This window comes from Streptomyces kebangsaanensis, assembly GCF_001906585.1.
GTDB lineage: Bacteria > Actinomycetota > Actinomycetes > Streptomycetales > Streptomycetaceae > Streptomyces > Streptomyces kebangsaanensis.
Genome location: NZ_JUJA01000167.1, coordinates 266519 through 278762 on the forward strand (window position 1 = coordinate 266519; position 12244 = coordinate 278762).

Annotated in this window: 6 protein-coding genes and 2 pseudogenes; 4 read left to right on the forward strand and 4 right to left on the reverse strand. The window is 72.9% G+C overall.

The genetic code is table 11. The annotated features are described in order from the left end of the window. A pseudogene (locus RH94_RS45720) lies at positions 1–216 on the forward strand (hypothetical protein); the annotation flags it as partial. Between the two features lie 12 nt (positions 217–228). Here RH94_RS45720 and RH94_RS36020 read toward each other — a convergent pair. Then, a complete protein-coding gene (locus RH94_RS36020; protein WP_073952497.1) occupies positions 229–954 on the reverse strand; it encodes a vWA domain-containing protein in 726 nt (241 codons plus the stop codon). 155 nt (positions 955–1109) lie between these two features. Here RH94_RS36020 and RH94_RS36025 point away from each other — a divergent pair, with 155 nt between their 5' ends. Then, positions 1110–2024 (forward strand): chitosanase, encoded by a 915-nt coding sequence (locus tag RH94_RS36025; protein WP_073952498.1) that lies wholly within the window; start codon positions 1110–1112, stop codon positions 2022–2024. A gap of 187 nt (positions 2025–2211) precedes the next feature. Here the strand turns inward: RH94_RS36025 and RH94_RS36030 are convergent, their stop codons facing one another. The 3 genes from RH94_RS36030 to RH94_RS36040 form a co-directional block, all read right to left on the reverse strand. Beyond that, positions 2212–3675: a glutamate synthase subunit beta gene (locus RH94_RS36030; RefSeq protein WP_073952499.1), complete on the reverse strand. Its 1464-nt coding sequence runs from the start codon at positions 3673–3675 to the stop codon at positions 2212–2214. Next, positions 3668–8239 carry a glutamate synthase large subunit gene (gene gltB, locus RH94_RS36035; RefSeq protein ID WP_199881144.1) on the reverse strand — a complete coding sequence of 1524 codons (4572 nt, stop codon included), beginning with the start codon at positions 8237–8239 and terminating at the stop codon, positions 3668–3670. The genes RH94_RS36030 and gltB overlap by 8 nt, the downstream gene beginning before the upstream one ends. Positions 8240–8787: 548 nt before the next feature. Continuing rightward, complete coding sequence (locus RH94_RS36040) at positions 8788–9519, reverse strand: VIT1/CCC1 transporter family protein (RefSeq protein WP_073952501.1); 732 nt, start codon at positions 9517–9519, stop codon at positions 8788–8790. Positions 9520–9811: 292 nt separating this feature from the next. Here RH94_RS36040 and RH94_RS36045 point away from each other — a divergent pair. Both RH94_RS36045 and RH94_RS36050 read left to right on the forward strand, forming a co-directional pair. Then, positions 9812–10831: pseudogene (locus RH94_RS36045) on the forward strand (ADP-ribosylglycohydrolase family protein); the annotation flags it as partial. 530 nt (positions 10832–11361) lie between these two features. Beyond that, the coding region (locus RH94_RS36050; RefSeq protein ID WP_407697411.1) for an ADP-ribosylglycohydrolase family protein at positions 11362–12244 on the forward strand (883 nt) is incomplete at its 3' end.

The following is a 12244-nucleotide window of genomic DNA, read 5'->3' on the forward strand; positions in this document are numbered from 1 at the left end:
CGCCGCTACGCCCGCGACCGGCGCCACGCCCAGGACCACGGCCCCGTGCCGCCCGCCCAGCCGGCGGCCCCCTACTCCTTCACGTCCGCCGGGCGGGAGCCGCTGCGGGTCTCCTTCTCCTGCCCCACCTGCCACCAGCGCATCCGCGTGCCGGTGCGGGGCCGGGTGCGGGCGCGGTGCGCACTGTGCCGGACGGTGCTGGAGTGTGACACCTAGGGTCTGCCCGGGTCAGGACGGCCGCACGATTCCCTCCTCCCGCGCCGCCGCCAGCCACTGCGGGAACTCGTCCAGCAGGCGGTCGTACAGTTCCGCGTCGGACATCCGCCGCGGATCGGTACCGGCGTGGAAGAAGCCGGCGTTGTCGACGACCCGCTTGCCGGGCACCGCCAGTTCGTCGAGCCTGCGCAGGTAGTCGAACTGGCGGCTGTCCGGGTCGCCGAAGCCGACGAACTGCCAGAACAGGGGGAGTTTCGCGGCCTTGCAGAGGTAGCGCTCCGCGGCGGCTCTGCTCGTCGGGCCGCCGTCCGTCTGGAAGACGACGAAGGCGGGGTCCGTGGCGCCGCTGCCGAGGTAGTGGTCGACGACGGCGTCCATGGCCGCGTCGTAGTTCGTCCGGCCCATGTGCCCGAGCCCGGCCACGATCCGTCCGATACGGCCTTCGTGGTCGGCGAGCGCGATGTCGGCGAGCGCGTCGACGTCCGTGGAGAAGAACACCACCGGCACCCGCCCGTCGTCGTCGAGGTGCGCGGACAGCCCGAGCACGCGGTCGGCGAGTGCCTGCACGCTGCCGTCCGCGTAGTACGGCCTCATGGAGCCGGAGTGGTCCAGGACGAGGTAGACGGCGGCGCGCAGCCCGTCGAGTCCGTGTTCGAGGAGGGACACGCCGGCCGTCCGGTACGACTCGACCAGCGCGGGCGCGGTCTCCGTCACCTTGCTGAGACTGATCGCGGGCATGCCGGATCCCCCCTCCGGTTCGGTTCTGGAGGCCGAGAGTACGGGACCGGGGTACCACCCGTCGCGGCTGTCACGGTGGTTCGCTATTTTGTTCGCTGCCGAACTGTCTGAGGGGCGGCCTGACCGGGGTCGATCAGGCCGTAGGGGTATCTGTCATGAAACGTCCCGGAATACTGCTGTTCGTGGCTGCCCCAGTCGTCGCGCTGGTGGTCCTGCTCGCCGTCAACCCCCGGGATCCGGGGCCGTCCGCGGAAACGGGGAAGCGCACGGCGGTCTCCCAGGAGTCCCGCGAGGACGCCAAGGCGCGGGCCGAGCGGTCGGAGGAGGAGTCCGAGGACGACGACGTGGTCGCCGACGCCCCGCCGGGGCTCGCCGCGGCCGGGAAGAAGGAGCTGGCCCAGCGGCTCGTGGCGAGCGCCGTGAACTCCACGCTCGACTGGCGCAGCACCTACGCCGCCATCGAGGACTTCGGCGACGGCCAGGGCTACACCGCCGGCATCATCGGCTTCTGCACCGGCACCCAGGACCTGCTCACCCTGGTCGAGCGCTACACCGAGGGCCACCCGGACAACGGCCTCGCCCCGTACCTGCCCGCGCTGCGCGAGGTCAACGGCACGGACTCCCACGAGGGTCTGGACCCCGGCTTCACCGCGGCCTGGAAGGCGGAGTCGGAGCGGCCGGCCTTCCGCAAGGCCCAGGAGGCGGAGCGGGACCGCTCCTACTTCCGCCCCGCCGTCCGCCTCGCCAAGCTGGACGGCCTGAGCACGCTGGGCCAGTTCATCTACTACGACGCGATGGTCTTCCACGGCCCCGGCATCGACCCGGACAGCTTCTACGGCCTGCGCGAGCGTGTCCTGAAGCAGGCCGGCACCCCGGCCATGGGCGGGAGCGAGACGGCGTACCTCGACGTCTTCCTGAAGCTCCACCGCAAGGCCATCAAGGACAAGAGGCCCGACGTCGGCACCGACCGCATCGACGCGGCCCAGCGGCAGTTCCTGAACGACGGGAACATGGATCTGGACACGCCGCTGGTGTGGACGATGTACGGGAAGACGTACCGGGTGGAGTAGGCGCCGCCGACGCCCCGGGCGTCCCGGGCCTCCTGGGCCTCCTGGGCCTCCTGGGCCTCCTGGCATGCGACGGCGCCCGCCCCGTGGTCCGGTCGGGGACTCGGGCGGGCGCCGTCTCGGGGGGTCCGGGGGAAGTGCCCCGGATTTCCCGCCCGTACGCCGTTGTACGGGACGTGTGCGAGCGACCTCAGGCCATCAGGGCGCGGTCCGTCGGCCGGATCGGGGCCGGCAGGTCGCCGGCGCCCGTGAGGTGGCGGTCGACTCCGCGGGCGGCCGAGCGGCCCTCGGCGATCGCCCACACGATGAGCGACTGGCCGCGGCCGGCGTCACCGGCGACGAACACGCCGGGCACGTTGGTCCGGAAGTCGGCGTCGCGGGCGATGTTACCGCGTTCGTCGAGCTCCAGGCCGAACTGCTCGACCAGGCCGTTGTCCCGGTCGGTGCCGGTGAAGCCCATGGCGAGGGTGACCAGCTGGGCGGGGATCCTGCGCTCGGTGCCCGGCTTCCGGGTCGGCCTGCCGTCCACGAACTCGACCTCGGCCAGGTGCAGCCACTGCACGTTGCCGTCCTCGTCGCCCTCGAAGCGGGTGGTGGAGGCGGAGTAGATCCGCTCGCCGCCCTCCTCGTGGGCGGAGGTGACCTTGTAGAGGACCGGGAAGGTCGGCCAGGGCTGGTCGACGGGGTGCCGCTCGTCGTTCGGGCGGGGCATGATCTCCAGCTGGGTGACGGAGGCCGCGCCCTGGCGGTGGGCGGTGCCCACGCAGTCCGCGCCGGTGTCGCCGCCGCCGATGACGACGACGTGCTTGCCCTCGGCCGAGATCGGCGAGGTCACGTAGTCGCCCTCCTGGACCTTGTTGGCCAGCGGCAGGTACTCCATCGCCTGGTGGACGCCCTTCAGCTCCCGCCCGGGGACGGGCAGGTCACGGGCGGTCGTGGCGCCGGCGGCGATGACGACCGCGTCGTACCGCTTCCTCAGGTCCATCGCCGTGATGTCGCGGCCGACCTCGACGCCGGTGCGGAAGCGGGTGCCCTCCGCGCGCATCTGCTCGATACGGCGGTTGATGTGCCGCTTCTCCATCTTGAACTCGGGGATGCCGTACCGCAGGAGGCCTCCGACGCGGTCCGCGCGCTCGTAGACGGCGACGGTGTGACCGGCCCGGGTCAGCTGCTGGGCGGCGGCCAGGCCCGCCGGGCCCGAGCCGATGACGGCGACGGTCCTGCCGGACAGCCGCTCGGGGATCCGCGGGGCGACCCCACCGGCCTCCCACGCCTTGTCGATGATCGAGACCTCGACGTTCTTGATGGTGACCGGCTGCTGGTTGATGCCGAGCACGCAGGCCGACTCGCACGGGGCCGGGCACAGGCGGCCGGTGAACTCCGGGAAGTTGTTGGTGGCGTGCAGGCGCTCGGAGGCCGCGGCCCAGTCCCCGCGGTAGGCGTAGTCGTTCCACTCCGGGATCAGGTTCCCGAGCGGACAGCCGTTGTGGCAGAACGGGATGCCGCAGTCCATGCACCGGCCGGCCTGCTTGCTGATGATCGGCAGCAGGGAGCCGGGGACGTGGACCTCGTTCCAGTCCTTCCTGCGCTCCTCGACCGGGCGGGAGGCGGCGACCTCGCGGCCGTGGTTCAGAAAGCCCTTCGGGTCAGCCATTGATCGCCGCCTCCATCATCTTCTCGGTGGTCTCGGTCTCGGACAGACCGGCTCGCTCGGCGGCGTCCTTGGCGGCGAGCACTGCCTTGTACGTGCTGGGGATGATCTTGCTGAAGCGCGCCGCGCCCCCCTCGGGGCCGTCCCACTCGGCGAGCAGCTTCGCGGCGACGGTGGAGCCCGTCTCCTCCTGGTGGCGGCGCACCACTTCGTGCAGCCACTGCCTGTCGGTGTCGTCCAGCGCCTCGACCGAGTCCAGATTGCCGGCGTTGACGTTGTCGCGGTCCAGGTCGACGACGTAGGCGATGCCGCCGGACATGCCGGCCGCGAAGTTGCGGCCCGTCTCGCCGAGGATCACCGCGCGGCCGCCGGTCATGTACTCGCAGCCGTGGTCGCCCACGCCCTCGGAGACGACCAGGGCCCCGGAGTTGCGGACACAGAAACGTTCACCCGTCGTGCCGCGCAGGAACATCTCCCCGCCGGTCGCCCCGTAGGCGAGGGTGTTGCCCGCGATGACGCTGTACTCGGCGAGGTGGTCGGCCGTGCGGTCCGGGCGTACGACGATCCGGCCGCCGGACAGGCCCTTGCCGACGTAGTCGTTGGCGTCGCCCTCCAGGCGCAGGGTGATGCCGCGCGGGACGAAGGCGCCGAAGGACTGGCCGGCGGACCCGGTGAAGGTGATGTCGATGGTGTCGTCGGGCAGGCCCGTGCCGCCGAACCTCTTCGTCACCTCGTGGCCGAGCATGGTGCCGACCGTGCGGTTGATGTTGCGGATGGCGACCCGGGCGCGCACCGGCTGGGCGCCGTCGGCGCCGGGCGCGGCCAGGGCGTCGGCGGCGAGCCTGATCAGCTCGTTGTCGAGCGCCTTCTCCAGGCCGTGGTCCTGGGCGGTCACCTGGTGGCGGGCGGCGCCCTCGGGCAGTCCGGGCACGTGGAGCAGCGGCTGGAGGTCCAGGCCCTGCGCCTTCCAGTGGTCGACGGCGCGGGTCACGTCGAGGACCTCGGCGTGGCCGACGGCCTCCTCGACGGAGCGGAAGCCCAGCTCGGCCAGCAGCTCGCGGACCTCCTCGGCGATGAACCGGAAGAAGTTCACCACGTGCTCGGCCTTGCCGGCGAACCGCTCGCGCAGCACCGGGTTCTGGGTGGCGATGCCGACCGGGCAGGTGTCCAGGTGGCACACGCGCATCATGACGCAGCCGGAGACGACCAGCGGCGCGGTCGCGAAACCGAACTCCTCGGCGCCCAGCAGCGCGGCGATCACCACGTCGCGGCCGGTCTTCAGCTGGCCGTCGGTCTGGACGACGATCCGGTCGCGCAGGCCGTTGAGCAGCAGGGTCTGCTGGGTCTCGGCCAGGCCCAGCTCCCAGGGGCCGCCCGCGTGCTTCAGGGACGTGAGGGGGGAGGCGCCCGTGCCGCCGTCGTGGCCGGAGATCAGGACGACGTCCGCGTGGGCCTTGGACACGCCGGCCGCGACCGTGCCGACGCCGACCTCGGAGACCAGCTTCACGTGGACCCGCGCCTGCGGGTTCGCGTTCTTCAGGTCGTGGATCAGCTGGGCCAGGTCCTCGATGGAGTAGATGTCGTGGTGCGGCGGCGGGGAGATGAGCCCCACGCCCGGCGTCGAGTGCCGGGTCCTCGCCACCCACGGGTACACCTTGTGACCGGGCAGCTGGCCGCCCTCGCCGGGCTTGGCGCCCTGGGCCATCTTGATCTGGATGTCGTCCGCGTTGACCAGGTACTCGCTGGTCACGCCGAAGCGGCCGGAGGCCACCTGCTTGATCGCCGAGCGGCGCGCCGGGTCGTACAGGCGCTCGGGGTCCTCACCGCCCTCACCGGTGTTGGACTTGCCGCCCAGCTGGTTCATGGCGACGGCGAGGGTCTCGTGCGCCTCCTGGGAGATGGAGCCGTAGGACATGGCGCCGGTGGAGAAGCGCCTGACGATCGCGGAGACCGGCTCGACCTCGTCGACGGGGATCGGCGCGCGGCCGGACCTGAAGCCGAACAGGCCGCGCAGCGTCATCAGGCGCTCGGACTGCTCGTTCACCCGTGAGGTGTACTTCTTGAAGATGTCGTAGCGGCCGGTGCGCGTGGAGTGCTGGAGGCGGAAGACCGTCTCCGGGTCGAACAGGTGCGGCTCGCCCTCGCGGCGCCACTGGTACTCGCCGCCGATCTCCAGCGCGCGGTGCGCCGGTGCGATGCCGGAGGCCGGGTAGGCCTTGGCGTGGCGGGCGGCGACCTCCCGGGCGATGACGTCGATACCGACGCCGCCGATCTTGGTGGCGGTGCCGTCAAAGTACTTGTCGACGAAGGCCTCGTCCAGGCCGACGGCCTCGAAGACCTGGGCGCCGCGGTAGGAGGCGACGGTGGAGATGCCCATCTTGGACATGACCTTCAGCACGCCCTTGCCGAGGGCGTGGATGAGGTTGCGGATGGCCTGCTCGGGCTCGATGCCCGGCAGGAAGGTGCCGGCGCGGACCAGGTCCTCGACGGACTCCATCGCCAGGTACGGGTTGACGGCGGCGGCGCCGTAGCCGATGAGCAGGGCGACGTGGTGGACCTCGCGGACGTCGCCGGCCTCGACCAGCAGGCCCACGTGGGTGCGCTGCTTGGTGCGGATGAGGTGGTGGTGGACGGCCGCGGTGAGCAGCAGCGACGGGATCGGCGCGTGTTCGGCGTCGGAGTGCCGGTCGGACAGGACGATCAGGCGGGCGCCGTTGCCGATGGCGGCGTCGGCCTCGGCACAGATCTCCTCGATGCGGGCGGCGAGGGCGTCGCCGCCGCCGGAGACCCGGTACAGGCCGGAGAGGGTCGCGGCCTTGAAGCCGGGCATGTCGCCGTCGGCGTTGATGTGGATGAGCTTGGCCAGCTCGTCGTTGTCGATGACCGGGAAGGGCAGGACGACGCTGCGGCAGGAGGCCGCGGTCGGCTCCAGCAGGTTGCCCTGCGGGCCCAGCGAGCTGCGCAGGGAGGTGACCAGCTCCTCCCGGATGGCGTCCAGCGGCGGGTTGGTGACCTGCGCGAACAGCTGGGTGAAGTAGTCGAAGAGCAGCCGCGGGCGCTCGGAGAGGGCGGCGATCGGCGAGTCGGTGCCCATGGAGCCGATCGGCTCGGCACCGGCCTTGGCCATCGGCGCGAGGAGGACGCGCAGTTCCTCCTCGGTGTAGCCGAAGGTCTGCTGGCGTCGGGTGACCGAGGCGTGGGTGTGCACGATGTGCTCGCGCTCGGGCAGGTCGCCCAGCTCGATCTCGCCGGCCTGCACCCAGTCGGCGTAGGGCTGCTCGGCGGCGAGGGCCGCCTTGATCTCGTCGTCCTCGATGATGCGGTGCTCGGCGGTGTCGACGAGGAACATGCGGCCGGGCTGCAGGCGGCCCTTGCGGACGACCCTGGCCGGGTCGACGTCGAGGACGCCGACCTCGGAGCCGAGGACGACCAGGCCGTCGTCGGTGACCCAGTAGCGGCCGGGGCGCAGGCCGTTGCGGTCCAGTACGGCGCCGACCCGGGTGCCGTCGGTGAAGGTGACGCAGGCGGGTCCGTCCCAGGGCTCCATCATCGTGGAGTGGTACTCGTAGAAGGCGCGCCGGGCCGGGTCCATGAAGTCGTGGTTCTCCCACGCCTCCGGGATCATCATCAGCACGGAGTGCGGCAGCGAGCGGCCGCCGAGGTGCAGCAGCTCCAGGACCTCGTCGAAGGAGGCGGAGTCGGAGGCGTCCGGGGTGCACACCGGGAAGATCCGCTCCAGCTTCTCCTGGTCGCCGCCGCGTCCATGGTCGGCGGAGCCGAACATGCTGGTGACCAGCCGGGACTCGCGGGCGCGCATCCAGTTGCGGTTGCCCTTGACGGTGTTGATCTCGCCGTTGTGGGCGACGAAGCGGTAGGGGTGCGCGAGCGGCCAGCTCGGGAAGGTGTTCGTGGAGAAGCGGGAGTGGACGAGCGCGATCGCGGAGGCGAAGCGGCGGTCGGACAGGTCCGGGAAGAACGGCTCCAGCTGGCCGGTGGTGAGCATGCCCTTGTAGACGAGGGTGCGGGCGGACAGCGACGGGAAGTAGACGCCCGCCTCGCGCTCGGCGCGCTTGCGCAGCACGAACGCCTTGCGGTCCAGGGCGATGCCCTCGCTCACGCCGTCGGTGACGAACAGCTGGCGGAAGACGGGCATGGTGGAGCGGGCCGTGGCGCCCAGCAGTCCGGGGGCGACGGGGACCTCGCGCCAGCCGAGGACGGTCAGGCCCTCGTCGGCGGCGATCGTCTCGATGCGTGCGACGGCATCGGTGGTCCCGTCCTCCGACAGGAACGCGGTACCGACGGCGTAGGCGCCGGCCGCGGGCAGGTCGAATCCGGCCACCTCGCGCAGGAAGGCGTCGGGGACCTGGGACAGCAGGCCCGCGCCGTCGCCGGAGTCGGGCTCGGAGCCGGTCGCGCCGCGGTGCTCCAGGTTGCGCAGAACGGTGAGTGCCTGCTCGACCAGCGCATGGCTCGCCTCGCCGGTGAGGGTGGCCACGAAGCCGACGCCGCAGGCGTCGTGCTCGTCGCGGGGGTCGTACATGCCCTGCGCGGCAGGGCGAGCATCCATGAAGGACCGGTTCGGGCGGTCGCTCGCGGAGTGCTGGGACGGCTGGCGCGGCATACGCATCGGCTCTCCCGTCGTCGTCATGTGGCTGGGGGCACCTCCCAGGCCCTTGAGGCTCTGGGGGGCTGGTGCCGAGGGACGACGTTGGCCCTCTGCGTGAAGTCCGGAAATGTCGTGCAGATTACATGATGGCCCGATTCCCGGGAAGCGGAAATTCCGTTCCAGAATGCGGGCACCGCGGGCGACGGCGGGGTGCCGCGCCCGGCGGCGGAGGCGGTGGGGGCCGAGGACGGACGAGATCGGTCGGATCGGTGTCCGTCGGTCCGGGAGGACGGGGAGGGCGGTGTCGCCCGGCCCCGCGGGTGCGCGGCAGTGGCGTCATTGCCCACGGCGCTTACGGCTCATGCCCAGCGGTCATGCGGTCGAAACCAGCGGGTAACGGCGCAACGGCGTCGAGCGGTGATGTCGAGCGGCGGCGTCGAACCGCAGTGCCGGACTGTGGCGCCGAGCAGTGGTGCATTCATGCGGCCGAGCACATGAGTCCCGGCGCATTACCCTACGGCGGTTCCGAACAGCGTGCCCAGCGCGTACGTCACACCGGCGGCGGCACCACCCAGGGCGAACTGCCGCAGACCGCTGTACCACCAGCTGCGCGCGGTGACCCTGGCCACCACCGCACCGCAGGCGAACAGCCCGAGGAGGGCGAGGAGCACGGCCGGCCACAGGGCGTTGGCGCCCAGCAGATAGGGCAGGACGGGCAGCAGCGCGCCGAGCGCGAAGGAGCCGAAGGACGACACCGCGGCGACCATCGGGGAGGGCAGGTCGGCCGGGTCGATGCCCAGCTCCTCGCGGGCGTGTATCTCCAGGGCCTGCTCGGGGTCCTTCGACAGCTGCCGGGCCACCTCGCGGGCGAGGCCCGGCTCGACACCCCGCGACACGTACAGGGCGGCGAGCTCCTCCTCCTCGTCCTCCGGGTGCTTGCGCAGCTCGCGGCGCTCGACGTCCAGCTCGGCCTCGACGAGTTCGCGCTGCGAGGCGACGGAGGTGTACTCGCCGGCCGCCATGGAGAAGGCGCCGGCGGCCAGACCCGCGAGGCCGGTGAGGATGATGGCCTGCCGGCCCACCGAGCCGCCCGCGACACCGGTCATCAGGGCGAGGTTGGAGACCAGGCCGTCCATCGCGCCGAAGACCGCCGGGCGCAGCCAGCCGCCGTTCACGTCGCGGTGCGTGTGGTTGTCGCGGTGCGCCTCGTGGAGCGTCGCTTCGGTGTCGAGGATGGCCATGAGGGTCCCCCTGGAAGGCGTCGTGATCTTGGACAAGAACTTAGGTAAGGCTGACTTTTGGACGAGTTCTATTTTTCGACAACACTGAATCTACGTCGGAAAATTCCTCGCCGCCAGCAAGGGAAGGCTGGGCTAACCTGCGGTTTTGTGTCGTATCGCTCATCCGCGCCACAGGCCGCACAGGTGTCGTACGGGTGATGCTGAGACTCACGAGGCTGCATGGAGCACTCCACCGGGGACAGATCCGCCAGAGGGCTCCCGCCCGGCGGGACGCCCCGAGAGGAGAGCCCGCATGGGATCGACCACCCGCGTCCCTCAGGCCCCCGCCACGGCCCCCGCCGCGGCCCCGGTCACGGCCCCGGTCACGGCCCCGGCCCCGCTCCGCGAACGGGCGCGCGGCGCGCTGCTCGGCCTCGCCGTCGGAGACGCCCTCGGAGCGCCCGCGGAGAACCTGAAGCCGTCCGAGATCCGTGCCCGCTGGGGCCGCATCACCGGTTACGTCGCCGAGCACCCGGCCGGCACCGACGACACCGAGTACGCCATCTTCTCCGGCCTCCTGCTGGCCAGGTACGGCTCCGCGCTCACCCCCGCCCATGTGGAGACGGCCTGGCACGAGCACATCGCCGGCCGCGCCGAGGGCCCCTTCCGCGGCGCCGGGTTCAGCGAACGCGGCACGCTGGAGAACCTGCGCCGGGGCCTGGCCGCCCCCGTCTCCGCCCAGCACCGGCACGCCTGGAGCGACGGCCTGGCCATGCGGGCGGCGCCGTTCGGGGTGTTCGCCGCCGGGCGCCCCGCCGAGGCGGCCCGCCTGGCGGCGATCGACGGCTCGGTCAGCCACGAGGGCGAGGGCATCCACGGTGGCCGGGCGGTGGCCGCCGGGGTCGCGGCGGCGATGGCGGGCGCGCCGCCGGTTGCGGTCGTGGCGGCCGCGCTCGCCGTCGTCCCGGACGACTCCTGGACCGCCCGCTCGCTGCGCCGCGCCACGGCCGCCGCCCACCGCGGCGAACGCGCGGTCCGCTCCGCGGTGGTCGTCGCCGGCTACCCCTGGTCCGACCTGGCCCCCGAGGCGGTCGCCCTCGCCTTCGGCGCGTACGCGGCGGCCGACGGCGACTTCCGCGACGCCGTCCTCACCGCCGTGAACATGGGCCGCGACGCCGACACCACGGCAGCGGTCGCCGGCGCCCTGGCGGGCGCGACCCAGGGTGTCTCGGCCGTCCCCGAGTCCTGGGCGGCGGCCATCGCCCCGGCCCGCGGCAGCTGCCTGCCCTCGATGACGGGGTGGCACGTACTGGAGGTGGCGGACCTGCTGGTGGCGCGCTGTACGCGCGAGAGCGGGCCGGCGACCGGGCGGCGGGAGGGGGCCGCACGGACCGGGGACCAGAGGCGGGCCGGGGACCAGGTGCGGACCGGGGACCAGAGGCAGGCCGGGAACCGGGTGCGGACCGAGGACCGGGAACGTTCGGAGGATGTCGTGCGGCTGGACACCCGCGCGCGGTCCGAGACCCCCGCGGGATCCAAAACCTCCCCGCAGACCGGCACCCCGGCGCGGGCCTGGGATCGGAGGCGTTCGGAAGATGCCGTGCGACCGGACACCCGCGCGCGGTCCGAGACCCCCGCGGGATCCAAAACCTCCCCGCAGACCGGCACCCCGGCGCGGGCCCGCGCCGCCGCGTGGTGTGACGCCACCGCACCTTCCGGCACCGCCGCACGGCCGGGCGCCCTCGGCGGGCGTGGTCCGTGTCCCGCCCCCGCCGCACGTCCCCTCCCCGTCTCCCGGGCCCTCGCCGTGGGCGAAGGCGGGGTCCCGTCGTGACCCGCCGGATCGAGGGACTGCTGCTCGGACTGGCCGCGGGAGACGCCGCCGGGTGGCCCGCGGGGCGGCACCGGGCCGCCCGGATGCCGGAGTGGACGCGGCGGCTCACCCGTGAGCTGGACGTCTTCGCCGAGCAGAACGCCACGACCACGCTTCCCGTCTCCATCGCGCTCAACCAGCCCCCGGAGCCGTTGCGGCTCGGTCCCTCCGACGACGCCGAGTGGGCGGTGTTCGCGGCGGAGGCCCTGCTGCGGGCCGGGGACGACGGCGTGCTCGGCGACCTCAGCCGGGAGCGGCGTACCAGGGCCGCGATCGACCTGACCTGGAACACCCTGGCCGGCGAGGTCGCGGCGGCGGCCGAACGCGCCCCCGAGGTCGAGTCGGCGGTGCTGCCGCTGCGCGCCCGTATCTCCGTCCGGGCCGGTCTCGGCAACCTGGCGACCGGACTGCGCCCGCCCGCCACCGGCCACGACAACCCGCACTACTTCGACGACGCCGCCTGCGTACGGGCCTGCGTGCTGGCCACCGCCCACCCGGGCGACCCCCGACGTGCCGCCGCGCTGGCCGAGTTCGACGCCCACTACACCCAGGACGGCGACGGCGTCCTGGGCGCCCGCGCGATGGCGGCGGCGCTCGCCCTGGCGCTGGCCGGCGTGGCGGCCGGGCCCTGCGTCACGGCCGCACTGGCCGAGCTGCCCGAGGAGACGGAGATCGGCCGCAACGCCCGGCACGCCCTGCGCCTCGCCCACGACACCGAGGGCGCGTTCGCGCTCGTCCCGCTGCTGGAGCACCAGATCGTCGACCACGTCTACAGCTACGGCGTCGCCGCCGCCGAGACGGTCCCGGTCGCCCTCGCCCTGGCCACGGCGGCGGACGGCCGGATCGCCCACGCGCTGCCGGCCGCCGCCTGCC

What these genes read in the sequence shown, in the direction of transcription:
- RH94_RS36020 (WP_073952497.1), bottom strand. Translation starts at nt 954, where the DNA reads ATGCCCGCGATCAGTCTCAGCAAGGTGACGGAGACCGCGCCCGCGCTG.
- RH94_RS36040 (WP_073952501.1), bottom strand. Translation starts at nt 9,519, where the DNA reads ATGGCCATCCTCGACACCGAAGCGACGCTCCACGAGGCGCACCGCGAC.
- gltB (WP_199881144.1), bottom strand. Translation starts at nt 8,239, where the DNA reads ATGGATGCTCGCCCTGCCGCGCAGGGCATGTACGACCCCCGCGACGAG.
- RH94_RS36030 (WP_073952499.1), bottom strand. Translation starts at nt 3,675, where the DNA reads ATGGCTGACCCGAAGGGCTTTCTGAACCACGGCCGCGAGGTCGCCGCC.
- RH94_RS36025 (WP_073952498.1), top strand. Translation starts at nt 1,110, where the DNA reads ATGAAACGTCCCGGAATACTGCTGTTCGTGGCTGCCCCAGTCGTCGCG.